Origin of the sequence: Bradyrhizobium sp. CSA112, from assembly GCF_029051645.1 — a bacterium.
Lineage (GTDB): Bacteria > Pseudomonadota > Alphaproteobacteria > Rhizobiales > Xanthobacteraceae > Bradyrhizobium.
Map to the genome: position 1 here is coordinate 33612 of NZ_JAACFS010000044.1, position 22951 is coordinate 56562.

Here is a 22951-nt window from a genome sequence, read left to right on the forward strand (position 1 = left end):
CATGCACTATGAAGCGAGGTGCCTGGGTTGGGCGATGTCCGCTTTTTCTCTAGTAGCGGAGGCGTACGGACATGGACAGAGTCGTTGAAGCGCCAAGAGCTGATGTCCGCCCGCTCGTGATACCATGACGCTTTGGCTCGCGAACGACAAACTCTGATGGGTGGCTGCAATTGCGGAAGCATAGCCCTTCAGTCCGGCAATGACCCGCCCAAACCCCGAGGTTTTCCCATGCAGCGGCGCGGGAAGGAGAGCCTTCCTGGCTAATCCCGGAGGGGTTTTCATCCAAGGATAGCCATGGAAACCGGCTCGATAGCCCTCTTCGTAGAGTGCCTGCATGTATCTTAATTCGAACAATTCCTCTCTCGTGACACTGAACTCCGCAGGAATCGCCGCCAGGTTGAAGTCGGTACCATCGATCTGCGTCTTGGCATAAATACGGTAAAGATCTCCGATACCCTGGTTCTTGATGAGAGTGGAGATCGAACGTTGGGAGATCGAGAAGATTCCCGCCTCGACGGCTTCCCACTCAGCGCTGATTTTTCCATTTCGGATGATGAAGAGGCGTGTTGCCGTTCGCTTTGCCCAAGGATCGTTATCGCCGAATGCCCGCGACGGGCGCGACACGAAAACCTGCTGGGTCACTCCACCATCCACGTGCAGCTCTTCATAGGTCCGGCCCTCGACCCGAACCGTTATGCGTACGGGAGGAAAGGCACCTGGTATTGACGCAGAAGCCAGGAGAATCTTCCGAAAGAGATTGAGGGCTTGCGGGTGGCCGCTCATTGCAATCCTTCCCATGTCCCAAAGGATCGGCCGCTGAGCGTCCAGGTTCGTCGTCCCGATGAGCAGTACCCGTCCCTTTCTACGTTCATTGGCGATGTCGCGAAGGAAGCGGTCGTTGACATATTTGGCGATCAGATGCTCGAGCGGAGAGCTGTCGAACAGGCCGGATCCCAATAGCGGCGGCACGATCCCGGGATCGTAGATGTCGCTCCGCTTATATCTGGTGAATACCTCCCTCAGCTCCGCATCCCGGCTCCGTCCCAGGTAGACGAATGGAGCGGTGAGCGCGCCGGCGCTGACGCCGGTGACGAGGTCGAAATCGGGTCTGCTCCCGGCATCGCCCCAACCGACGAGCAGGCCGGCCCCGAACGCACCGTTGTCTCCGCCTCCGGAGATCGCGAGAATGTTGACCTCCGGCGATGGCTGGCCCGACCGGCTCTGCGCGCCGACCTTCGGTTTCTTGTTGCTGGAGAGCGCAGCAAGAGATTCGGTCGGCGCGTCTCCCCAGACGCGGATATTCGGCATACCGGCAAGTTCGGCTGCGTCTGCGAGCCGCTCCGGTACGACATCGCGGGGAATCATGGTTGCGCAGCCAGCACCGGCCGCGGCAAATACCAGGACTGCAACACGAAGCACCCTGTGCAGGCGCGCCGCTGTCACGATCGTCGGGCGCATGTCCGACCTCTGCTTCGTGGCAGGAACGGCCGGTTCGACGTTTCCCGTTCCCGGTCGTCGCGATCGGCCGGGCTGACCAGCGATGTACATCGAGAGTTTCCGCCTTGAAGCCGGCCGCAGATTCTGCTTCTACGCGCGTATGGAAACGGGCCGAGCGGAAGGGGCCGGGCAATCGTCCAACCCCCGAATGCTGATTGTCACGGTTTTCGAGCTACTTTCGGCCCATCATCGGTCCATTCCGGCGGCAGCCCGAGCTTGCCACCGACCAGGCCAGCAATGCCTGGAGCGCGGCCGTAGTTCTCACACGCTGCATACTTCGGCGCGAGACCCATCTTCGAACCGATTTTGTCCCAAGAAGGAATATCGATGCCGACACCTTCGAAAGGACTCTCGCCCTTGTTGAGCAGGTTCGCGAAGTCATCGCCGAATGCCCCCGCCAAGTCGTACGCGTCACTCGCTTTCGAGGCCCTGGGTGTGCTGAAAAAGGCGGCCGCACCCCTACCCCAGACCATGGCCGCCTGCTGTCGACCCGAGCGGTCGATTGCTTCAGCCTCGATGGAGAGATCTCCCAAGCCGATCGGAATGCGCGGGACCGGGATCGGAACACTGGTATCCACAAAACTTGCACCTATCGAGGTCGCGGCCGAGATGCCCGCTGCGACCTCGTCTGTCTCTGTTGCACGGGTCACGGCAGCGCGCACGGTGAGGTCCGCTGGGACATCCGGCGTGACAACCTTGAAGCGATCGCTAAGGCTTACACATAGGGCGCGGTTCACTGCGTTCGCGACCAGTACCCGCTGCTCGTTTGATAGCGTCGGCGCGACGTTGGGAGGGAAGGCTGTTGGAGCTATGTTGATGGTCTTCGCCGCCGCCAATTGCTCCTTTCTTACGTGAAGGCGCGACTTCGTGACCTTGCCGTCGGATGGTTTCAATCCATCGTAGGACGATAGACCGCCAGCTTGCACAAGCGGGGCAGTCGCGCAGCCTGGCAGCAAGCTAACAATGGCCAGCATCGCGAGAAACATTGAGTAATGCGGCCGACGGGCTTCGATTCCATTCCATGGCCGGTATCTTGATACGGAGCAGCGCCCGATCTCGCAGCCGTGCTCGCGCTTCGATGGCGACCTTGAGGGCCTCGCGGCGAAAAGGACCTGAACAAGAGTTGCTGCCGAGCCTCCGCCCGCAAAAGGTGCTAATCGTATTGCAGCAACCAACATCAAGGCAGCCATCACACCCGACAACTGCTGATATGTGCTGGAAAAACATCTTCTCCGTGGAAGCCGGATCAAGCGCGACACGCGATATCTGACCCGACATGGGCGGTAGAAAGGAAAAGTCTCATAGGACCTGGATAGATTGAGAGTGGCCGCGGAGCGCATTCAGACCCCCTGATAGTTGAACCCTGCGCCCCTGATAGACGGCTCACATGGCTCGGAATCTGGCCCCACATGACCGAATGTTGCTGCTCCACTGCCCTTTATGTCGAAAGATGTCCAAGCGACTTGAGGACAGCCTTTGTTACAAATATCTCCTCCAACCTGCCTCGATGTGACTAGACCGGCTCCCCATGCACGTACCGCAAATTCTCGTTGTCGATGATGACCTTGAGATTCGAAAACTTCTGGCACGCTACATGAAGGAGCAAGGATTTCGTGTGCAGCTCGCTTCGAGGTGTGCCGAAGTACGCGAACGGATTGCGACCAGCCAGATCGATCTCATCGTCCTCGATGTCATGCTGCCCGATGGATCCGGGCTCGATCTTTGTCGCGATCTACGCTCGAAGAGATCGAATGTCCCGATCATTCTGCTCACCGCGCTGAAGGAAGACGTAGACCGGATCATCGGTCTGGAGATTGGCGCCGACGACTACCTCGGAAAGCCATTCAATCCGCGCGAGCTTGTCGCTCGCATCCGCGCAGTCCTTCGCCGCGGTCAGGATGACCGTTCCCCGCAGGACGGGAGGGGTCGCTATCTTTTTGAAGGCTTCGTAGCCGATCCGTTTGCCCGTTCGGTGGTCGATCCGGGCGGTGGCAATATCGAACTCACGGGCGCCGAGTTTGATCTGCTTCTGATCTTTCTCACTCGTCCCGGCCGCGTTCTCTCACGAGACCAATTGCTGGATCTGACACGAGGGCGCGATGAAGACGTCCTGGACCGCTCGATTGATGTGCTGGTCAGCCGCCTACGACGCAAACTTGCAGCCGGCGGCACAGCTCAAATATTCAAGACTGTCCGTAATGGCGGCTACCAGTTTGCAGCCAAGGTCACTCATTTGGATGAAGGGATATAAACGCTCCGCGTGCCAGCATGCGACGGGCATCGATCAAATCTCTTGCTCAGATGGACCTAAGTGCCGGATGTACCCAGCGACGGCAGGTGTGAACGCCCTTAACCAAACTTCGGTTGTGGTTCTTTGGCGACATGCATCCGGGCGGATTGTCCGATCTGCGCGCCTTGGTATCCTAATCTACGACGGGCTCGCGATCGATCTGTACCAATTGACTTGTGCGCAGTACTTCATGGCGAAGGCACAGAAACGATGGAAAAGCGCGCAGCAATCAAAGTTGGCTTCTTGGGCGGAGTTCAGAACGGATCAAGCCGATTTCCCGACTGAAAGGCCCGTTCTGGCTTGCCAATGCCGCGATCTCGCGATGGTGGGCGCACCAGGGCTCGAACCTGGGACCCGCTGATTAAGAGTTCAAGACGAGCTCTTCGCTGCAGTTTCTAAATGCGCGCCATGCTGCGACGACAGTTCAAGAAGGCCTTTGTTTATAGGTGCTTCTCGCATAATTTCGCGCTCCATCGAATTCAAACCTTCGAACTGCTTGATCCGCTAACACCGTTTGAAAACCGTTTTAGCGGCCTTGGACTCTGCTCATGCCCGACATTCGAATTTCTCTGACTGACAAAACGATTGCTCAATTACCCGCACCAAAGGACGGCTGGTATTTGGCGCGGGACACGGAACTGAAGGGCTTCTTTGTCGTCGTTGGAAAGCGGAAAAGGACGTTCACCGTCCAGGGCGACCTCAGGCAAGGGGGCAAACGCGCTTCATCGATCAGGGTCTCCATTGGCAATGCTGGCGAGATGTCAACCCGAACTGCGCGCGCCATAGCGAAGGAATACTTGGCTGGAATCAGCCAGGGACGACACCCGAGGGACAACAAACAAGCTGACGGGGCTAGTACCACTCCAAGCGCCGGAAGTGACGGCGCCATCGCAGGCGTCACCCTTAGGGAGGCTTGGCAGCGGTATCTGGAGGCTCATCTGATCCGCAAGGGCCGCAGCGAAAAGACTATTAACGGCTACCGCGACCACGTCGAACGGATCTTTGCGGAATGCCTCGACACTTCCCTGCATGAACTCGCAATGGACCCGGCTCGGGTGGCAAAAAAGCACGATGACGTCACGAGGGAGAACGGCCCGTACATGGCCAATGGCAGCATGCGAACGTTACGCGCCATCTACAATCAAGCCCGGAAGACCAATAAGTCCTTGCCACCCGACAATCCCGCCGATGCAGTCGACTGGAATGAGGAGGAGCGGCGCAACACCGGGATGGGATCGGCCGACTTGGAGGGCTGGTTCATGGAGCTCGCAGCCCTCGACAATCCGGTGCGTCGGGAGTTCCACCTCTTTACTCTTCTGTGCGGCTCTCGACCCACTGCGCTGCAGCAGATGAAGCCTGATCACATAGATTTTTGGCGACGCACGCTCCACATTCCCAAGCCAAAAGGCGGCAAGAAGAAAGCCTTCGATATCCCACTTTCTCGCCAGATGATCCTGTGCCTCATCCGAGCAATTCGGTTGGGCAGGCAGATGTATCCTGTGCAAGCCTTAGAATGGGTCTTTCCGGCGGACAGTGAGTCGGGGCACTTGGCCGAGACAAAGGAGGACCGTGAGATACTCTCGAAGTGGGGCAATGATCTCCGCCAGACCTTCCGAAGGATCGCAACGGCGGCGGGAGTTTCAGAAATCGACGCCAAGCTCCTGATGAACCATGCCATTCCCGGAGTGAACGCGGGCTACATCACGCGACACAAGCTTCTAGAGGACCATCTACGGAGCCAGCAGCAAGCAATAAGCAGTGCAGTATTTGCAGCGCTGGGCGCATCGATTACCCAAGATCATGCGTTGCAGGATTGGCTCGGGAGAGGTGCGAGCCGGCGAGTGATCCGGGAGACCATTTCCGGTGCGAAACAGGATATAGTCGGACTGGTGCATAAATCAGGCAATGATCTGTCTGAAGCTCAGCGCGTTGGAGAACTGGGCGCTTCTGCATCGACCTCATGAATCGGTCCAATCCATCATAAGGAAGCTTGAGCTAGGTCCAGCCAACTGCGGCTAGCCAGATCCAACATCCAAACTCCAACGGCCGCTTTGCGCCAGAAGCTGCCAGTCGCGATTCAACGCGGACAATGTCTGCTTCTCGAAAGTAGAAATCGTCCGTCAGATTGGCCATATCCGAAAAGTAGCGCAAAGGAGTACCCCCACGCACCCATTTAGGCGGCTTCGCGTCGGCGACGTCGATCCGCTAGATCCGTGATACGGACAACATTCGTCAGAAGATTAGGCTCGGCCGCGAGCACTGGCTGAACGATCTCAGGTTCAATAACCGTGGTCTCGCAGGTCGGCGCTTCGATGGATGTCAGGAAAGCGCGGCCGGCATCAGTGATCTGCCACCCGCTGTCGTCTCGGATAACATAGCCGCTGGAAAAAATGCTCAGATCCGGCGCGCGCGCTGCCAGGCGCTTCATGCGGTCTGACCAATCCGCGCCGCTAGACATCAAGATGGCAACAGATCTAGTGACGTCAGCGTGCGTTGCTCGTCCTCCAGGTTGTCCGGCCAAGACCTTCAACGTCGTGATCTGAATGCTCACGCCACGCCCCCGCAACCACTGAGGAGGATACGCAAAATGAAAGATCGAACATATCTGCCTGTTGGGGGATATGTCGAGTGCTTGCAGCCGACGCGAAGGCCGGCTCTGCCGAGCTTTCCCGACAGCGTCAAATTGGCAACAGAAAAGCGGCATTATGCGGAAATGGTCGAGCGCGAGCGCTTGGGGGCTTTGCGCCAAGAAGGGCCCTCCCCGCGAGGTCACGTTAGCCGGGGCAGCAAGGCCCCTTAACAGGTAGCCTCTGTACCCGACACCGTAACGACTGAGCGCGCTCCTCCTCCAAGGACAAGGATAGGCATTGGAATATCGATCCATCAGACTTCCGCGATGCAATCGATCTCCAGCAGGAAGTCCTTCCGTGGAAGCCGCGCCTCGACCGTCGTGCGAGCGGGCCACTGCGACGGCTCGTCCCCGAAGAACTCTTTGTAGATTTCATTTAGTTCGTCGAAATCGGCGCGCCGATCGAGGTACACGTTGACTTTCGCGACCTTTTCGAGCGAACTGCCAGCGTATTCGAGAGTGGCTTTAACGTTCTTCAACGCCAGACGCATCTGGGCGGCGAAATCGCCCTTTGGCACTTGGACGTTCTCGTCGTAACCGGGAAAGCCCGAAACGAAGATAAGGTTACCCACGCGCACCGCATTAGAATGCGGAGATTTAGATCGAGGAAGCGCTGGATTGTTGATTACGATGCGGGCCACTGATTTCTCCTATATTTAAAGGCGAACTACTGAAACGACGAGGTCGAGAAAGGCTAGGCGTCGGAACCAGCCAGGAAGCTTGCCCTGAATATTTCGGGGGTGGTCCCCCTCCGCTGCTTGAAGAATCGAGCGAAGTGAGATGCGTGGGAGTAGCCGAGCAGGAACGAGATTTCCTTCACCGGCTTGCTCGAATAGAGAAGAAGCCGGGTTGCCTGCTCCAAAACGGCCGCATGGATGAGTTCGCGCGCACTGGCGCCGCTCACCCTTTGGCACGCCGAGTTAAGTACGTACGTTGTCGTCGAGAGACGCTCTGCAAAGACCTCGACGGTGTGCGCCTGGGGCCGCTCGTTCTCGGAAAATCCGACAGCTCCGATTACCGATCGCAGGAGATCCTTGAAGCGTTCAAAAAGCTCGGCGGCCACACCCTCTGGTCGGAGTCCCAAGGCATCGGGCTGAGCCCGCAACACCACGCCGTCGATTTCCAGGAGAAGGCAAGCGAAAAGGTATCGCAGAACGTCACGTCGGTACCGATGGGCTCGTTCGAAGTTCGCGGCAATTTGGTTGACAAGGCTTTGCAGCGACGTTGCGGCTGCGTCGGGCGGAAATAGGACGACCCGGTGGGAGGAAAGGCGCAGCAGCGCTGTGTTCAGGGCACCTTCCACTGAGGGAAGCCCCGTCGCGAAATCGGAGGACACGCTGATCACGAAACCTTTCGCATCAGGTTCATAGACGAACTCATGCACGACATTGGCAGGCGTATAGACGCAAGATGGCGCGCCAACGGATTCCTTGCGACCGTCGTGCTGAAAGCTGCATTGGCCGCCGAGGAGGATGGACAACTGATCGAAGTCCGGATGCCGATGCGGGCTGATACGCCAATTGTTGGGTATGTTGCGCACGAAAAACGGCTCGATGTGAAAGAATCCGAAGATCGATTGTGTGCGATCTTCGCCGTAGAGCCTGTAGGCGGGCACGTTCAGAACGGCTGCGGAATTTCCCTTGACGGGATTTCGGCCCGGGCTCTTACCTTTCGTACCGACCTTCTTCATTGGGCTTCCGGCATTTTAAACTGAATCCTAGATGGCTCCGGCTCGCCAGACGGTCGGCACGAGACGATCTTTGCGCTGTTTCCACTCCGCCCAAGCGCCTTGGACCATGGCTAGGTCTTCCTCGATGTTTTCGACCAGAAACTCTCCCCTGAACTCAAGGTTGCCGGCCTCGTCGTACCATTCTAACGCATCGATCTCGCCGGGTTGCCTGTAACGTTCGATAACGAGACCGATGCAGCCCTCGGGACGTTGCGGGGAATGCCGAACGTGCGAAGGCAGGAGGTACATTTCGCCCTCCCGGACTATTACCTGGCTTCGGACGCGCGTCACCGGATCAATCAGGTTCAGCGTAACATCGCCCCGGAGTTGAATGAACAATTCCTCGCCGGGATCATCGTGGTAATCTGGACGATAGTTCGGTCCTCCGACCATCATCACCATAAGATTTTGCCAGTCGCCCTTCCAGAACTGTCGGTTGCCGATCGGTGGTTTCAGCGTGTCCTTGTTCTTCTCGATCCAAGCGTCCAGGTTTATGGGAAGGTTTTTGAGCGCATTGTGCATTGCACGATCTCCGCTGTTCGGTTGCAGACTACTAAGCCATTTCAGGCGACTGCGCAGGACGACTGCCGCTCGACCGTAAGAGCGATCGGCAACGAGTGGTATTTTCTGTTCAGATAGATCAGCGATTTCGGAGTCTCGTGGAAGCTGACGGCGTCAACGCGCCCGAAGAGAACCGTATGGGTTCCCACTTCCTTGATGCCGATCACCCGGCAGTCTAGCGCTTCGACCGCGTCCAACAGCGCCGGCGCGCCTGTCGTGAGCGTGCCCCAGTTTCCGTCCAAGAAACGCTCTCCCATAGCGACTCCCGCGCACCCTGCGAAAATGCCCGACAGATGCTCCTGCTCGGCGCTCAAGACATTGACGCAGAAGACGTCATTCTTCTTGAAGACGGGATTCATTTGACTGCTGCGGTTGATGCAGACCAACAGGGTGGCAGGCTCGTCGGTCACCGAACATACTGCTGTGCACGTGAAGCCGCATTTACCCCCCGGCCCGTCGGTCGTTACCACCGAGACGGCGGCACCTAGGCGAGCCATTGCATTCCGAAAGGAATTTTTGTCGATCGCCACGTGCATTACCCCGCAATACGGTTGAGGATCGAGATATCGTCGTTGTTATAGTACGCAGAGTCACGCCAGCCATTTTCGTCATATTCGCTGAGACAGGCGGCCGCGAGCGCTTCCATCTCCGCTAAGGCGCCCGAGCCTTTCGCGTGCATGAGCGCCTGCATCCGGATGGCCTCGTTATTGCCCGCATAGTTTCGTTCGTACAGTTCATGGCGACCTCCGAACTCGGAGCCTACAGCGTCCCAAAGAGCTTTCATGATCTTAATACGCTCCTTGTAGTCGATCCCGTTCGAGCCGCGAGCATATCTCGCGAGATACTTATCGACTTCCGGATTCTTGAAATCTCGAGAACTCGAAGGGAGATAGATCAAGCCAGAGGCTACGATCTGCTGGATGATCGACTTGATGGCCGGATAGGCTTCTGTGGCGAAGATGCGATAGGATGTACTTGCCTTAATGTTCGGCAGGTAGGCATCTCCCACCCACTTGTCCGGAGCTCCTGCCATGGCATCGGTGAGCGCCCAGAAGAGGTTGCGCCATCCAACGATCTCACCCATCTGAACCTGGATTCCGCGAAATTCTTCGACGCCCGTAGCTCGCAAGGCCTTCTGCAGCAATCCGATTACGAAATCCAGTTTGACGGCCAATCGGGTACAACCGTGGAAAGTAAAGCCATTCAAGAAGCCCGAACGGGGATAGAACTTCTTGAGCATCTCGATATCACGATATACGAACACGTTTTCCCACGGGATGAAGGCGTTATCGAAGATGAAAATCGAATCGTTTTCGTCGAACCGACTGCTCAGGGGATAGTCGAACGGAGAGCCGGTAGCAGCCGCACTAAGTTCGTAGGACGGACGGCATATAAGTTTGACGCCGGGCGCGTTCATCTGGACCATAAACATTACAGCCAGGCTATCGTCAGTGATCTCGGCCGCCATGTTCTGGCCGAGAAAATTGTAGTTTGTGATGACGGATGACGTTGCCACCACCTTGGCACCTGAGACGTAAATGCCGGCGTCAGTCTCTTTCTGAACGCTGACATAGACGTCCTTTACATGATCGGCGGCTTTGTTTCGGTCGATCGGCGGATTTGCCAGCGTGTGATTGATGAACGGAACGGCCTCTTGCGCGCGGCTATACCAAGCACGGGCGTTGTCGGCGAACTTGCCGTAGAATTCGGCGTTTGCGCCGAGCGTGCTTGTGAAGCTTGCTTTGTAGTCGGGGCTTCGGCCCATCCAGCCATATGTGATCCGCGACCAAGCCGCGATGGCGTCGCGTTGCGCCAGCATATCTTCGCGAGACCGCGCATAGCGAAAGAAGCGATGGGTGTAACCCTTGGATCCTGTGTCGGTCTCGGTCGTGAGAATGCTCTTGGTCCGCTCGTCATGCAGCGCATCGTAGAGCTTAGCCACCGATACAGCGGAGTTTCGGAAGGCCGGATGTTTGGTGACATCCTTGACCCGCTCGCCGTAAATCCAGACCTCCCGGCCATCTCGCAGAGACTCAAGATACTCGGCACCGGTAAACGGGCGGCCCAGATTCTTGACGACGTCTTCCGGCCTAGCGTTCATCGCTCAACTCCCAGCTTGTTGGTCCTCGTTCCGACACCGAACAGTGCAGGACACGTCTTACCGCCACAACGACCATTTTCTCAAAAACAGAGCCCCATAGAACGCCTTCAGGCACAGTTCACCGGGGGGCCGGTCGCGCAACTGTTGCTGCTCGAGAATGCATTCGCATACAGCGCCAATCCAGTTAGTCGAGGCGGGGCGCCGGCTCGACAAGACTGGTCGACCACGTATCGATCCCGATGTCGTTATGACCATCACGTTCCCCCGATGCCTAGAACACTACCGCATCGGCGGTGTTGGAGGCACGGCGATCTGTCAATCAGCCTGTGCCCGGCGGTGGCGTCGGTTTAGGACCGTCATCGAAAGAGTGATGCGGTAGCCGACTGCGAGAGCGAATGTGGCGGATACGATGGTCTTCGTACTGATCCCAGCCATTTCCCGTGTCGCTGTTGTGGACCGCAGCACGCAGACGCATTCCAAATTCGGTTTGATCCATCAGCAACTACAACAAACCAGCAGTGCAAAGACCGCATACGTCAAACGACTTGGTGCAGTGAATACCGTTCGTTCATTTTCACCAGTCATCGGTCAACAGACGGACCGATTTCGTCGTTAGCAAAACGGCGCGAAGGGCATGGGGCACATCGAGCAACACCGACTAACAGCACCGCACCAAACGGGGCAGTCGTCACGATGATCGCGTGCGACTGTTGGTGGCGACCAACCCGTCGACAGAGAACCGAGCGCTATTTTCCAAGGGCAGCCGTTACGTCGATTTCTATGGTCATGAACGGCCACGCGAGCTGACTGACGACCAAGAAGGTGGAGGCGGGGATTGGAGCACTCCCGAAGGCATCCGCTCTGCATTTCAGCGCATCCTGAAAGAACCTTACGTCAGTGGTGTAGGTAACGATCCGTACCACGTCGTTCATTGTCGCGCCTTGTGCCTGCAGGGCCTTCTTGATCTTTGAGTACGCGTATTTGCATTGCGCCATGAAGTCGTCGCGAAACAGGATCTCGCCGTCTCCCTCGCGCTCAGCCCCTGTCCCAGAAAGGAAAATGAACTTGCTCGCGTTTGTGACAGTCACGACCTCCGAGAACTTGCCCTTAGTCCATTCACTGTAGTTGAAACTCTCCTTTCTAAAATCCGCTTGGGCCTGAGCCGAAGCCTCCACGCAACTTAGTAGGGCAACCATCATCAGCGATGTCATGAGACGGACGAGCATCCTCTATCTCCCTTAGTGCGTTCACTTCCTCTAAAGGCCCGGAGTCGCATTGCAACAGCAGGGGCCGGTGAACAAGAGGGGTGGAATGGAGCCTGCACAACAACCATTTGTGAAAATACGCTAACCACTTACACACGCCGGAGACAGCTCGCTCACTCAACCGGGAAACCCGGTGCTCACCGACCGTTGCCGAATCTGAGCAAATGGCTGAAATCACTCCTTTCTACCGAAAGCCACCGAGGCAGGCTGACATCAGGCTTTTCTGGTCGGCTCTATAGCGAAGGTCCAGCTCTTGAATGTCTCGAAGTACACCCACACGGCGCAGTGATGTGCGTGATACTGTAGGCCCCTTCCCGAGCCTGGTTTCAAAGTGATGTGTCCTTATCGGTCGCGGGCCGAATGTCTGCGTACGAACGGCTGCTTTGCGCCAGAAGCGGACTACCCAGGGTCAGCTTTTACTAAGCTTTGGCCGGCGGAAGCTTAAATGAGAACACGGCTCCGCGGGTACGGTTCTCAGCCCAGAGCTCGCCGCCGTAGCTTTCGAGGATCGTTCTCGCGATTGGGAGTCCCAGCCCCGTCCCTTGCGGTTTCGTCGTGACGAATGCATTGAAAATGCTGGCCAGCTTGTCGTTGGGGATACCCGTGCCGGAGTCGGATATTCGGGCCTCGACGTCGCCGGTATCAGCCAGATTTGTTCGGATCGTCAGATTATGCGGGTTGGCCACCTCTTCCATCGCGTCAACGCCATTCATCACGAGGTTGATGATGACTTGCTGCAGATGAATCGGATCGCAGCGCACCCGTAATGGCTCCGTGGCAAGAATGGTACGTAAAATCACTCCCCGCCTTGTGACTTCAGGAGACACAATCTTGACGACGTCGCGCACGGTATCGTTCAAATCGAGCGTCTGCAGATCGGATTCCGTTCTGTTGTTGAGCAGATTCCGCAGGCCGCTGATGATCTCGCTCGCACGTTGCTCATCCCGGACGATATCGGAAAGGATCTCGCCGAGCTGCGCCATGTCGAGCGGATGGGCCTTGAGCAACATCTGCGCGGCCTCGGTATTGCTCAGGATAGCTCCGAGCGGCTGATTGAGTTCATGCGCGATCGATGACGACAGAACGCTTGCGGTCGTGACCCGATTCAAACGGACGACCTCCTGACGGCGACTGGTCGCCTCCGCCTGGGCGACAACGCGTCGCCGCCGCTCGACGAGCAGCAATGCAATGATGCCCGCCTGCAGCAGAATGGCCGCCATAACAGCCGACAGCTGTAGTTTATATTGCTCCCAGAGGCTGGGCACGCGAAAAAAACTTCACTGCCTGGCGGCAATTGGCTTTCGCTGATGTTCCAGCGTTTCAGCTCTCTCCAGTCGTATCTAGGCGATGCAGCAGGGATCGGAGGCGTCTTGATGCTGCCCGGCAACTCTCCGCTCAGAATGCGCACGGCAACGGCGGCGGTCCGTTGGCTGACATCGGATATGTTCGTCATCCGGCCACCGACGATCCCTCGGCCGAAGAACGCATCCTGTTCTGAAAAGATTGGCGCATTGGCAACCGCGTGAATCCGGTCTATGGCTCGATTGCCTTCGTGCACGACGCCGGCGGCGTCCACCAACATCTGCCCGTAGACGATGAAACTCCGGGGTGGCAGGATAGCCACCTGCTTTAGTATCTCTTCGAGCGACAGTTCATTGGAATAAGTGATGTCAACCCGGCTTGTCAGCGGCTGGAACAGCTTGCGCATCTCCTCCAGCCATAGCTTCTCGATCGGAGAACGTCCGATCACGATGAAGACCATGGTCGTCTCCGGAACCAACTTCAGGATCTGGTCAAGAGTGCTTAACACATCGACAGTTACCGAAACCATTGCATCGGTCGCCGGTGCGTTCGAAGACATCCGCTGCGCGAGGGCCGCGTACAAGGTTGGGATCGACGGAAAAATTCGCTGACGGTTTTGCTGAAAGAATCGTGCCGCGGGACCGCCGATCGTCATGATCAGGTCGAGCTTGCGCTCGGAAAACACTGCATTCAAATAGTCGACAAAGGCGTCTTCATTCCCGTCGGGGAAGCGGGCCGTCGACAGGGAGGCCTCGAAGATATCGATGGGATCTTTCGACTGAAGCCTCAACTCTTCGCGGATCTTTCTTGCGTAGTAATCCCACGGCGAGAAATCGCGACCGACGGAATGGACAATCAGCACCCGCTTTGGCTGGGAAATAGCCGCACCGGTCATCGCCAGGAGCAGAACGATCGAACTGAAAAATACTCGAGTTATCATGCAATAAGGAAGCCGTTTACGCGGGATGTCACAATATGACTGGCAACCCAATGGTACTCGACTCGACCAACATATGGGAGAATAATTCAACTTCCGCGACCATTCCCTGCAATCGTTAAGGAATTGGGCTGCTTTCCTCAGAGAATCCTGCCGATAGCATCGATGAGCAGTTTTGACAGAAACGGCTTCTTCAAATACGCAACGCAGCCCGTGTCGAACGCCTCCTGCCGGGTGACCTCACTATCGATGGCCGTCATCATAATGACCGGTAATTCCCTACCTGACGAGATCAATTGCCGTTGCAGGTCTATGCCCGACATTCCGCCAAGGTGAATGTCCAGGAGCAAATAATCCACTTCGCACTCGACATAGGCCTCCAAAAAAGCCTCCGCCGACGCAAACGTCCGGACGCGGAAGCCATGGGCCGACAGAAGGCGGTTTAGACCTTGCAGCATGCTGGGATTGTCATCGACGACAGCTATGGTGCGCATGACGAAACGATCATTGGTCGTTTGCAGTTATCCCCTCGGCAAGAAAAGCAAGTCCCAGATACGAACCGCGATCAGATTAGCTCCAGCGCGCGGCTTGCAAACAGCAGTTCTGCACCGATGTCCTTCTTGGCACTATGCAAAATCCGCCCCTGTGGCAAAGGGCGCCCACCGTTGTAACCGCAAACCGCCAGATTTCAGGGCTTCATTTCAATTCCCAGCTTCGCCCGCATGTCCTTGAACACGACCGCGATCGCCTCGATGATCAATTGACCAGGGTTCGCCTTGCAATAGACGATGATCTCGTGCTCGGCCTCCTTTGATTTGACGATATCGATATAATGCTTGCGAGCGAGTCCGTTGTACCAGCCGCTATACCAAGCCGTCAGCCGGTCGGCGTCGCCCTGCCAGGTCCCGGCGAGTTGAGCGCATGTCAATTTCTGGACATTCAGGAACCCGTTGGCATCGGCATAGGTGCTGAGATCGACCTGGGCGCGGGCAACTGGAATCGCCGCCGCAGACAATATCGTTGCGATAATCAGGGCCCTGTTCATCTTGCGCTCCATTCCATTCTACTGCTGAGCTCGTCGCCTGGTCTCCGAATTGAAGCGGGGGAAGCTTGCATCTTCCCCCGCCTCCTCTCTTCTCAGTAACAGGGCGGATAGGGATAATAGCCGCACACAGGCCGCGCGTACGGATACGGCGCGGCGTACGCAGCCGCGCCATAGGCGGCGGCACCAACGGCGCCGGCGTACATCGCGCCCCGGAATGCCGAACGCCGTGCGACGCCGGCAAACGACATTGGCGTGAACGGCCGGCCGATGATGTCAATGAACAGCGCCGCCCCACCGTCCGCGCCGGCGATATCCCCTTCGAGGGTCTGAACGGTGAACGTCAGCTTGTCGCCCTCGAGCTTCGGGTTCTTCAGCACCACGACTGCGTCCTTCACCGCGCCATCCTTGCCGAATACGGACAAGGTCGCGTTCGGAGGATTCTTGGTAAAGCTGTCGTCGCCTGATCCCCATTCCGCGATGACGTCGGCGGTGGGCTGATGGCCGGCGGATCGCACCGGGCGGTCGGCAAATATGATGGAGTTCGGGGCAATGCCCATCAGCATCAGCGTCTCGCCCTGCAACGTCGCCGCACGGGAATTGAGCACGAATAGCGAGGGAACGATCTCAGGCTTGGCTGCGGCGGCCGGCGTACCAATCGTTTTCAACGCGGGCGGCGCCTGTGCTGTTTGGGCACTAGCCGTTGCCATGCCGCCCAGTATCGCCGTCACGGCGAGCAGCCCGGCCATCTGAACAAATCTTCCGCTCGTCATGTCTGCTTTCTCCTGTTGGGATTCGGGTTACGCTAATGTCATCGGCGGTCGGTCGCGTCGGCACTATGGGTGCCCGATGAAGCATCGACTATGCAAAAACGAACCGGCCGGAAAACATAAAGCGAGCCGCCTCAATATCGGACGACACATCGAAATCCGACATGGCTTGTCGGCGTATCGACAGCTTCGGCATGCCGCGCGGCATGCGAATGTGCGCTTTGCCGAACCACGGCGAATTTTCATGACCGGTGCTTGAGCTAGGGCGTGGACTCTTAAGCGCGTAGCCCGATTCGGATTGATTCGGTTTCCTACGAAAATCTGCGTAGGCGCTGAGGTTGGTCTGAGCGCGCGCCGATTGTATTGTCGCCAGGCCGAGTATTCCTGCGAGGATCAGCACTCTGTGTGTGATTGCTCACCATCTTCCTTTCCGATTGCTGCTATAGAACCCGTGAGTCACGCTCGAACTCGCGCCCGCCAAAAAAGGCCGGCACGAGTTCGCGCACTCAAGTCACTTTCCGGGCGACATGATTGGTCCAAGTGCCATCAAACCCGCTTGATACCGGGCGGCTGCCATGTCCCTTGGCCCGGCGGCAGGATCGAAGGTGGCGCGGGCTTCGGCCAGTATAGCCGCATCACGAGATAGATTCTGTCGGCCGGCGCCGGAAGCCAATTTGCTTCCTTATCCGCACCGGGACTGTCTTTTTGGATGTACAGCGTCAGCGAGCCGTCTGCGTCCTTTTTCATCGCCGACAGCATCGGAGAATTGATCAGGTAGCGATTGATCGGGTTCTTGACCAAGAGCTGGCTCTTGCCGTCGTACATCGTAACGGACCAAAACGCATTCACTGGCGGCAATTGGCCGGGCGGGAATGTGATTGTGTACTTGTGCTTGCTGCCGTCGAGCAGATCACCGGTCGCGTCCGTTCGGGTATAGGGGTACATCGCTTCCACGGCATCGTTGCCCAAGAGACCGCCCTTTGCACTCCCGGCCCGCATCACCCAATCGCCGTTGTAGAAGGCCTCGTCGCCAAAGAACGAGCCGACGTTCCAGCCGTTGATGTTCTTGTTTCCGCCGGCCAGCCATTTGTCGACCTTGTTGTCACCCTGCTTCATGCCCACCAGGATTTCGGCTTTATGTTCGAGCGATAGATCCTTGAACTCGAAGGTCTTGCCGGGACCGATGCCAATCCTCGCAAGTTTCGCGCGAATCGTCTTGTCCCTTGCCGTCTCAGGGACGAATTGCAGGGCTGCGTCGAGATACTGGAAGAAGTTATCCTTGATCCCCGCAGTGGTGGCAGGAAGGAACTCGATCTTCGGCGCGGCGGGTGGCGCCGGTTGCTTAAGGAAGGCGGAAAGCGGCTTGGCCTTGTAGCCGGCCTGGACTTTTTCGACGTTCGATATGTCGCCGGGGTTGAAGAGTTGAGTGCGGATAAGCGCGAGCGGGAACGGCGTCGTCGATCGGAAGACCTTCTTGATCCCGGGCGGGTTTTCACCTTTCCAGTCGGGGCCGACTACCAGATAATCGCCCGGCTCGGTCCCCGTCGCGCGGGTGCCGATGTAGCCAAAATTGTAGGTGTTGCCGTCGATGAGCTGGACCGCGTAGTAGCGGTCCTTTTCGATCATCGGCACCGAGATGACCATCGGTTCAGCGCGCAAATCCAGCCAGATGAACGAGTAAGGGGTGTCGCTGTTTGGCGTGATGACTGCCGTATCCTCTGGCGTGGCAACGTGGTGCAGGCTTTTGATTTCGTTGAACGGCGCCTTGAACTGTCCCGAGTTCCTGTCCACGGCGAACTCTTGCATCACCGCATAGTACATCACGAGCGGCAGGCCGTAGATGAAGCCTTCTTCGGCGATGTCCTTGGCCTCCAACAGCCTGGGCCAATCGGCTTTGTTCTGCGCAATTGCCGGGCTGTACTTCGCCGTGGCGACGGCGAGCGCGGCGATAGCCGCGGTGGAACGAAGTAAATCTCGCTTCGTAAACATTTTGCATTCTCCTTACTGCTCGATTGAGTTATCGAATCTATCTGCATTTGGACGTCAGGGAATCCGGCGCAATTCAGTATTGCTGCTTTCCTCAATCTGACTTTCCGATTGCCGGCGGCCGACCTCGACCAATTTATTCTGATCCCGTGTGATCCTCTGGGGTGGGTAGGAGCGCGATCGCGACGCCGATGCCGCCCAGATCCCCGGTCTGGACCGATTACCGAAACATTCGCGCATCGTCTGCTTGCCCATGCTTCACATTTCGCCAACGGCGAAGTTCGATCACTGCTTCATTTTGATGCCCTTCTCGGCCCTGTACCCCTTGAAGACCACGTCGATGGCTTCAATGACCTTCTTGCCGGGATTTGCCTTGCAGTGGACGATGACCTCGTGCTCGAGGGATTTCGCCCGATCGACCTGCATCATGTGCTTCTTGGCGAGACCGTTGTACCAGCCGCTGTACCAGACAGTGAGGTAATCAGCGTCTTCCTGGAATGTGTTCGCCAACTGGGCGCAGGTCAGTTTCTGAACATCGACATAGCCATCGCGGTCCGCATAGGTCTTCAGTTCGACCTGGGCCAACGCCGGCCCCGCAATAATAGCCGTCGCGCAACACAAGATGAGTTTCTTTGCGATCATTTGGATGATTCCCCTGCTGTTCTGACTTCGCAACGCTCGATCATGGCAAGCCACAGAAGCAGGCGGCTGTGCGCGTTCCCTTGAACATGATCGTCGCTCCGAAAATGATTGATTGAAATGATGGAGCGCGGCGCTACCGCACTCCGAAGCGGCATTCTCGGCAAACGGCGGTCAAAGTGACCTCGACAATTCTATCGCCTGCCAACGCGATTGACCGGACCACCACGATTCATCGGTGTTCCCGGTCGCACACCCACACCGGGGGCGCCGACGCCGGGGGTCACCACGGCTCGCGCGACCGGCCGCGGCCGCAGCACGACACCGGGCCGGACGACGCAACCAGCAGGATACGAAATATACTGGCAGTAAACTACGGCGCTGGCCTGTTCACTGCTGGCCGTTACGAATCCAGCCGTCAGCAGGGCTGATAGTGCAATCGAACGCTTCATGATTGCCTCCTCCATTTGATGATCGTCAAGTATGGGTCTGATTCACCGGCAAACGGTGGCGATCCGTCCATAGACGTCCACCACCTGCGTGCACGCGGGTGCGACCACCACGGGCGCTGCCACGATGGCCGCACCTGTTGCTACCGCGCCGACGGCCACGGCCCTGCGTGTGGTCCGCCGGGCAACGCCGGCATAACTCATCGGCGTCAGCGGGCGCCCGATCCGGGCTTCGGCGGACGAAAGCAGCGATGACTGCGAATCCAGCTGCAGTTGCCCATTCCACAACAAGGCTGCGCCGCCAAGAACGGTGGCTATCGAGAAATAGAAGAAGGTTTTTGTTATCCGGGTCATTTCTTTGCTCCTGCTTTCGCAACGCCCTGCGGCACTTCATCGATGTCACCGAGATCGCCGAGCGCGATCTTCTTGGCGGATGTATCCGGCTTGAATGCAAAGGCATCCGCCGACACGTCTGTCTTCCATTCCTTGATGCGCAGCGTGTACTGTGGCGCCTCGCCGATGCCCTTGCTGGTAATCACATATTTGCGCGGGATAGGCTTGGCGCCGGACTCGATCCATATCTGCCAGTCGGTTTCCAAGTTACGGAACGCCAAATGATCGCATTCGACGCCATCTATGACGCCCTTGCCGATCACGGCGGCCTCGACAACGTCGGCCATCATGACGTCGAAGGCGTTGGAAAGCAGGAGATCGGCGCCCGGAGCGACGACGCCGTGCTTGTCGCGCAATACGTCGATCAATTGATCGGCAGTCCCCTCGGCTTCGATCTGGGCGTAATTCTTGGTATCCTTGTCATTCACGGTGACGAGCTTGCCATCGAACACGACTTCGACGTCCCGATAGCCGCCCGTGCGCGTGGCGCGGAGCTTGTTCGGACGGCTCAGTTGCACCTGCCCGGAGCTGGTGAACTGAATCTTCTGCAAGGTGGAGGTAATGACTTCGATGTCGGAATCGTAGGTGACCGATATGGTCTTCTGGCTCGCCACATAGTCCGACATGGCTTTGAGAACTTTGCTGGCGCCATCTTCTTGGGCATGGGCATGTGGTATGCCCGAAACAACCAGGGCCAACGCCAGCCCGGCCGCGCCAAGGCTAAGCGCCCCGGCTTTGCATATCGACGCCTGCCTCATAACGCTCTCCTTGCTAGTCACGATGATTCCGGCGAATGGTCTCGCTCGCCGGCCACCATGGAGAAGTCACGCTGCATCGACTATGCAAAAACCGGCACGGCGATTGTTTGGTACGAAGATTTTCACCGCGCCGATTCTGCATAGCGCGCATTGATAGATTGCCGGCTAATGGCGATCTCGTACCCGAACGATGGGGAGCTCCGCCGTGGTCATTATCCTGAGCCTTTATATCGCGGCGATGTGGGCCGTATTCTCCAGGTTCAAACTTGTGCGCTGGGGCTGGTTGTCGGGTATCATTTCGCTCCTCATCGGCGGGTTTATCCTCGCAACATTTCTTGCGCTTTTTAACTATCTCACGCCATCGGGGCGCGTGACGGTGACCGGCCGCGTGGTGGAAGTGACGCCGAACGTGACGGGGCAGATCGTCGCAATCCCGGTCAAGCCGAACGTGCCGGTGAGGCAGAATGACGTGCTGTTCCAGATTGATCCGGCGCCTTTTCAGTACAAGGTCACGCAGTTGCAGGCGTCGCTCGCCGCCGCAAAGCAGAACGCCGAAATATTGAAATCGAATTACGAACAGGCGACGGCGAATGTCGCGGGGCTCACCGCGCAGGCCGCCTACAACAAGAAGCGTCTCGCGGACATCGAGACGCTTGCCGCCGACGAAGCCAACACGCAATTCCAGGCGCAGGACAAGCAGGTCCAATACGAGACGGTGTCGGCGCAACTCGTCGCGGCCAAGGCTGCGCAGCAAAGCGCCAGACTCGCGCTGGATTCCGAGATCGGCGGCGTCAATACCACGGTCGCGCAGCTCCAGGCGCAACTCGATAACGCGGTCTGGGAATTGTCGCAGACGGACGTTCGTGCGCCCGCCGACGGCTATGTTACCGTGGTCGCATTGACGGTCGGCGACCGGGCGCTGCAGGCGCGTTCGGCGATGTCGTTAATTGTCGAGAAGGAGATCACGCTGGTCGGCATGTTCTCGCAAAACGGCTTCCAGACCATCAAGGAAGGTGCGGCCGTCGATATCGTTTTCGACAATGTGCCGGGCCGCATCTATCACGCCAAAATCATCGAAATTCCAAAAGGGATAGGTCAGGGACAGATTGCTGCATCCGGAACGCTGGCGCGGACCAATGCGATTGGTGGGGCGTCGGTCTTCCCGGCCGTGATTTCCATTCCGGACGAAATGAGCCGCGACTCGCTCCGGCTGGGCATGTCCGGAAGCGCCACCGCGTTCGCCGCAAATGCGGGCGTTATTGGCCTGCTGGCGTCCATTCTGGTATGGGTCAGCTCGTATACGGCTTACCTCTGACGAACGGGGCAAAGGTGCTTAGGTAGGGGCGCCGCGGCACAAACTGCATATTGGTGCCGCCACCACCGAGCCTTCGCGTTGACCACTTCGGCGCGCCACGGTTAATGTCCATCGCTTGAATGGTTTCGGCTTACCCGTTCTTGAGTTTGCCTGACAGACCCTGCGCAGAGTGGAATATTATTGCTGGATGCCGGCAGCGCCTGTAATTCATATCGTTGACGATGACGCATCGTTTCGCGGTGCGCTCTCCCGCGTGCTGGAAATCTCGGGCTATGCGGTGGCGGACTATAGTTCCGCGAGTTGCTTTCTGCGTTCGATTGATAATGCCAAACCGGGTTGCATTCTGCTCGACGTGAACATGCCATCGGTTGACGGGTTACAGCTCCAGGAAGAACTCGCGAAGCTGTCAATGCGTTGGCCGATCGTCTTCATGTCGGGCCGCGGTGACGTTCCCACCGGCGTACGAGCGATCAAGGCCGGCGCCGAAGATTTCCTGCTGAAACCCGTAGCCAAAGAGACCCTGCTCGACGCGATAGGTCGCGCGCTCGCCAATTTTGCCGCAACGAAGCAGCAACAGGACCAGATCAATTCGCTCAGATCCCTGATTGCGACCCTGACGCCCCGGGAAAGCGAGGTCTTTGCGCTGATGGTTCGTGGCAAAATGAACAAGCAGATTGCCTTTGAGCTCGGCACCTCCGAGCGAACCATCAAGGCGCATCGACATATGGTGATGGAAAAGCTGCAGGTTCAGACGTTTGCGGAGGCCGTCTCCGTCGCCGAGAGAGTCGGACAGATGGCGCCGTCGGCCGCGACGAATGCCGAAAATCCCCGATAGCGGATTTTCGAGCAAGCCCGCCACACCATCATCGCGAGACGAACCATCGTCCATGTCGGTCTCAAAGGCGGCGGCTGCCCGATTTTGCATAGGCAGTGCGCAATCGCCCTCCTAGGGTTCTCGCTCAAACAAACCTCAGTTGATGCTGACGGCATGGCGCTTGCCAGCCAAGGAATAGGATTTTGAAGCTGAACTGGATAACTACCCTACTTGTACTCGGCGCTATCCAATGCCCGGCAAGCGGATATGCGCAGGTTTCGACTCGATTCCCGTTCTGCCTGCAAGGTGATGACTATCCGGGCTGGAACAACTGTACCTTCACCAGCTATCAGCAATGCCAAGCCTCAGCGTCCGGAACGTTCGACGAATGTCTGGCAAACCCGTGGTACCAGGCTGGCGACAATGCCGCGCCGGCCCCCGATCAAAACGCGGGCGGCCCAGGTATATCTCCCC

26 protein-coding genes are annotated in these 22951 nt (G+C 57.7%); 6 read left to right on the forward strand and 20 right to left on the reverse strand.

Annotation, left to right across the window (positions count from 1 at the left end; translation table 11 throughout):
• Nucleotides 1-6 precede the first annotated feature (6 nt).
• Nucleotides 7-1458 carry a patatin-like phospholipase family protein gene (locus GWE18_RS37410; protein ID WP_275190625.1) on the reverse strand — a complete coding sequence of 484 codons (1452 nt, stop codon included), beginning with the start codon at nucleotides 1456-1458 and terminating at the stop codon, nucleotides 7-9.
• 197 nt (nucleotides 1459-1655) lie between these two features.
• On the reverse strand, nucleotides 1656-2483 hold the full coding sequence (locus GWE18_RS37415; RefSeq protein WP_275190626.1) for a DUF3313 domain-containing protein: 828 nt from the start codon (nucleotides 2481-2483) through the stop codon (nucleotides 1656-1658).
• 542 nt (nucleotides 2484-3025) lie between these two features.
• On the opposite strand from GWE18_RS37415, the gene GWE18_RS37420 reads away from it, so the two are divergent.
• Nucleotides 3026-3748 (forward strand): response regulator transcription factor, encoded by a 723-nt coding sequence (locus GWE18_RS37420; RefSeq protein WP_275190627.1) that lies wholly within the window; start codon nucleotides 3026-3028, stop codon nucleotides 3746-3748.
• A gap of 587 nt (nucleotides 3749-4335) precedes the next feature.
• The gene (locus GWE18_RS37425; RefSeq protein WP_275190628.1) at nucleotides 4336-5751 is read left to right on the forward strand and encodes an integrase family protein; all 1416 of its coding nucleotides are present in this window, start codon (nucleotides 4336-4338) and stop codon (nucleotides 5749-5751) included.
• 209 nt (nucleotides 5752-5960) lie between these two features.
• On the opposite strand, the gene GWE18_RS37430 is transcribed toward GWE18_RS37425, so the two are convergent.
• From GWE18_RS37430 to GWE18_RS37455, 6 genes are all read right to left on the reverse strand, one after another.
• A complete protein-coding gene (locus GWE18_RS37430) occupies nucleotides 5961-6338 on the reverse strand; it encodes a hypothetical protein (RefSeq protein WP_275190629.1) in 378 nt (125 codons plus the stop codon).
• Between the two features lie 332 nt (nucleotides 6339-6670).
• Nucleotides 6671-7057, reverse strand: a complete 387-nt coding sequence (locus GWE18_RS37435) for a RidA family protein (RefSeq protein ID WP_275190630.1) — start codon at nucleotides 7055-7057, stop codon at nucleotides 6671-6673.
• 53 nt (nucleotides 7058-7110) lie between these two features.
• Entirely contained in the window at nucleotides 7111-8106 is a 996-nt protein-coding gene (locus tag GWE18_RS37440) for a helix-turn-helix domain-containing protein (protein WP_275190631.1), read from the reverse strand.
• Between the two features lie 27 nt (nucleotides 8107-8133).
• The gene (gene nbaC, locus GWE18_RS37445; protein ID WP_275190632.1) at nucleotides 8134-8667 is read right to left on the reverse strand and encodes a 3-hydroxyanthranilate 3,4-dioxygenase; all 534 of its coding nucleotides are present in this window, start codon (nucleotides 8665-8667) and stop codon (nucleotides 8134-8136) included.
• Nucleotides 8668-8708: 41 nt separating this feature from the next.
• Nucleotides 8709-9236, reverse strand: a complete 528-nt coding sequence (locus GWE18_RS37450; protein WP_275190633.1) for a flavin reductase — start codon at nucleotides 9234-9236, stop codon at nucleotides 8709-8711.
• Between the two features lie 5 nt (nucleotides 9237-9241).
• Nucleotides 9242-10807: a 4-hydroxyphenylacetate 3-hydroxylase N-terminal domain-containing protein gene (locus GWE18_RS37455; protein ID WP_275190634.1), complete on the reverse strand. Its 1566-nt coding sequence runs from the start codon at nucleotides 10805-10807 to the stop codon at nucleotides 9242-9244.
• 397 nt (nucleotides 10808-11204) lie between these two features.
• On the opposite strand from GWE18_RS37455, the gene GWE18_RS37460 reads away from it, so the two are divergent.
• On the forward strand, nucleotides 11205-11423 hold the full coding sequence (locus GWE18_RS37460) for a hypothetical protein (protein ID WP_275190635.1): 219 nt from the start codon (nucleotides 11205-11207) through the stop codon (nucleotides 11421-11423).
• A gap of 130 nt (nucleotides 11424-11553) precedes the next feature.
• Here GWE18_RS37460 and GWE18_RS37465 read toward each other — a convergent pair whose 3' ends face one another.
• From GWE18_RS37465 to GWE18_RS37520, 12 genes are all read right to left on the reverse strand, one after another.
• A complete protein-coding gene (locus tag GWE18_RS37465) occupies nucleotides 11554-12033 on the reverse strand; it encodes a Rid family hydrolase (protein WP_275190636.1) in 480 nt (159 codons plus the stop codon).
• 458 nt (nucleotides 12034-12491) lie between these two features.
• Nucleotides 12492-13292 carry an ATP-binding protein gene (locus GWE18_RS37470; protein ID WP_275190637.1) on the reverse strand — a complete coding sequence of 267 codons (801 nt, stop codon included), beginning with the start codon at nucleotides 13290-13292 and terminating at the stop codon, nucleotides 12492-12494.
• A complete protein-coding gene (locus tag GWE18_RS37475) occupies nucleotides 13178-14269 on the reverse strand; it encodes a hypothetical protein (RefSeq protein ID WP_275190638.1) in 1092 nt (363 codons plus the stop codon). Before GWE18_RS37475 ends, GWE18_RS37470 begins: the two co-directional genes overlap by 115 nt.
• A 182-nt stretch (nucleotides 14270-14451) precedes the next feature.
• Nucleotides 14452-14805 (reverse strand): response regulator, encoded by a 354-nt coding sequence (locus GWE18_RS37480; RefSeq protein WP_275190639.1) that lies wholly within the window; start codon nucleotides 14803-14805, stop codon nucleotides 14452-14454.
• 194 nt (nucleotides 14806-14999) lie between these two features.
• Nucleotides 15000-15356: an HdeA/HdeB family chaperone gene (locus tag GWE18_RS37485; RefSeq protein ID WP_275190640.1), complete on the reverse strand. Its 357-nt coding sequence runs from the start codon at nucleotides 15354-15356 to the stop codon at nucleotides 15000-15002.
• A gap of 92 nt (nucleotides 15357-15448) precedes the next feature.
• Nucleotides 15449-16102 (reverse strand): hypothetical protein, encoded by a 654-nt coding sequence (locus GWE18_RS37490; protein ID WP_275190649.1) that lies wholly within the window; start codon nucleotides 16100-16102, stop codon nucleotides 15449-15451.
• A gap of 112 nt (nucleotides 16103-16214) precedes the next feature.
• Nucleotides 16215-16523, reverse strand: coding sequence for a hypothetical protein (locus GWE18_RS37495; protein WP_275190641.1), 309 nt, complete (start codon nucleotides 16521-16523; stop codon nucleotides 16215-16217).
• 146 nt (nucleotides 16524-16669) lie between these two features.
• Nucleotides 16670-18112, reverse strand: a complete 1443-nt coding sequence (locus tag GWE18_RS37500) for a DUF1254 domain-containing protein (RefSeq protein ID WP_275190642.1) — start codon at nucleotides 18110-18112, stop codon at nucleotides 16670-16672.
• Nucleotides 18113-18394: 282 nt separating this feature from the next.
• Nucleotides 18395-18751, reverse strand: coding sequence for an HdeA/HdeB family chaperone (locus GWE18_RS37505; RefSeq protein WP_275190643.1), 357 nt, complete (start codon nucleotides 18749-18751; stop codon nucleotides 18395-18397).
• A 191-nt stretch (nucleotides 18752-18942) separates the two neighbouring features.
• Nucleotides 18943-19200: a hypothetical protein gene (locus tag GWE18_RS37510; protein ID WP_247831465.1), complete on the reverse strand. Its 258-nt coding sequence runs from the start codon at nucleotides 19198-19200 to the stop codon at nucleotides 18943-18945.
• 42 nt (nucleotides 19201-19242) lie between these two features.
• On the reverse strand, nucleotides 19243-19551 hold the full coding sequence (locus GWE18_RS37515; RefSeq protein WP_275190644.1) for a hypothetical protein: 309 nt from the start codon (nucleotides 19549-19551) through the stop codon (nucleotides 19243-19245).
• Complete coding sequence (locus tag GWE18_RS37520; protein WP_275190645.1) at nucleotides 19548-20348, reverse strand: DUF2092 domain-containing protein; 801 nt, start codon at nucleotides 20346-20348, stop codon at nucleotides 19548-19550. Before GWE18_RS37520 ends, GWE18_RS37515 begins: the two co-directional genes overlap by 4 nt.
• Nucleotides 20349-20553: 205 nt before the next feature.
• Between GWE18_RS37520 and GWE18_RS37525 the strand changes: the two genes are divergently transcribed.
• From GWE18_RS37525 to GWE18_RS37535, 3 genes are all read left to right on the forward strand, one after another.
• Nucleotides 20554-21663: an HlyD family secretion protein gene (locus tag GWE18_RS37525; protein WP_275190646.1), complete on the forward strand. Its 1110-nt coding sequence runs from the start codon at nucleotides 20554-20556 to the stop codon at nucleotides 21661-21663.
• Nucleotides 21664-21850: 187 nt separating this feature from the next.
• Nucleotides 21851-22498: a response regulator gene (locus GWE18_RS37530; RefSeq protein WP_275190647.1), complete on the forward strand. Its 648-nt coding sequence runs from the start codon at nucleotides 21851-21853 to the stop codon at nucleotides 22496-22498.
• 224 nt (nucleotides 22499-22722) lie between these two features.
• On the forward strand, nucleotides 22723-22951 hold a 229-nt coding region (locus GWE18_RS37535), incomplete at its 3' end, for a DUF3551 domain-containing protein (protein WP_275190650.1).

What these genes read in the sequence shown, in the direction of transcription:
- GWE18_RS37410 (WP_275190625.1), bottom strand. Translation starts at nt 1,458, where the DNA reads ATGCGCCCGACGATCGTGACAGCGGCGCGCCTGCACAGGGTGCTTCGT.
- GWE18_RS37415 (WP_275190626.1), bottom strand. Translation starts at nt 2,483, where the DNA reads ATGTTTCTCGCGATGCTGGCCATTGTTAGCTTGCTGCCAGGCTGCGCG.
- GWE18_RS37420 (WP_275190627.1), top strand. Translation starts at nt 3,026, where the DNA reads ATGCACGTACCGCAAATTCTCGTTGTCGATGATGACCTTGAGATTCGA.
- GWE18_RS37425 (WP_275190628.1), top strand. Translation starts at nt 4,336, where the DNA reads ATGCCCGACATTCGAATTTCTCTGACTGACAAAACGATTGCTCAATTA.
- GWE18_RS37440 (WP_275190631.1), bottom strand. Translation starts at nt 8,106, where the DNA reads ATGAAGAAGGTCGGTACGAAAGGTAAGAGCCCGGGCCGAAATCCCGTC.
- nbaC (WP_275190632.1), bottom strand. Translation starts at nt 8,667, where the DNA reads ATGCACAATGCGCTCAAAAACCTTCCCATAAACCTGGACGCTTGGATC.
- GWE18_RS37455 (WP_275190634.1), bottom strand. Translation starts at nt 10,807, where the DNA reads ATGAACGCTAGGCCGGAAGACGTCGTCAAGAATCTGGGCCGCCCGTTT.
- GWE18_RS37465 (WP_275190636.1), bottom strand. Translation starts at nt 12,033, where the DNA reads ATGCTCGTCCGTCTCATGACATCGCTGATGATGGTTGCCCTACTAAGT.
- GWE18_RS37470 (WP_275190637.1), bottom strand. Translation starts at nt 13,292, where the DNA reads ATGGCGGCCATTCTGCTGCAGGCGGGCATCATTGCATTGCTGCTCGTC.
- GWE18_RS37475 (WP_275190638.1), bottom strand. Translation starts at nt 14,269, where the DNA reads ATGACCGGTGCGGCTATTTCCCAGCCAAAGCGGGTGCTGATTGTCCAT.
- GWE18_RS37480 (WP_275190639.1), bottom strand. Translation starts at nt 14,805, where the DNA reads ATGCGCACCATAGCTGTCGTCGATGACAATCCCAGCATGCTGCAAGGT.
- GWE18_RS37485 (WP_275190640.1), bottom strand. Translation starts at nt 15,356, where the DNA reads ATGAACAGGGCCCTGATTATCGCAACGATATTGTCTGCGGCGGCGATT.
- GWE18_RS37490 (WP_275190649.1), bottom strand. Translation starts at nt 16,102, where the DNA reads ATGGCCGGGCTGCTCGCCGTGACGGCGATACTGGGCGGCATGGCAACG.
- GWE18_RS37500 (WP_275190642.1), bottom strand. Translation starts at nt 18,112, where the DNA reads ATGTTTACGAAGCGAGATTTACTTCGTTCCACCGCGGCTATCGCCGCG.
- GWE18_RS37505 (WP_275190643.1), bottom strand. Translation starts at nt 18,751, where the DNA reads ATGATCGCAAAGAAACTCATCTTGTGTTGCGCGACGGCTATTATTGCG.
- GWE18_RS37510 (WP_247831465.1), bottom strand. Translation starts at nt 19,200, where the DNA reads ATGAAGCGTTCGATTGCACTATCAGCCCTGCTGACGGCTGGATTCGTA.
- GWE18_RS37515 (WP_275190644.1), bottom strand. Translation starts at nt 19,551, where the DNA reads ATGACCCGGATAACAAAAACCTTCTTCTATTTCTCGATAGCCACCGTT.
- GWE18_RS37520 (WP_275190645.1), bottom strand. Translation starts at nt 20,348, where the DNA reads ATGAGGCAGGCGTCGATATGCAAAGCCGGGGCGCTTAGCCTTGGCGCG.
- GWE18_RS37530 (WP_275190647.1), top strand. Translation starts at nt 21,851, where the DNA reads ATGCCGGCAGCGCCTGTAATTCATATCGTTGACGATGACGCATCGTTT.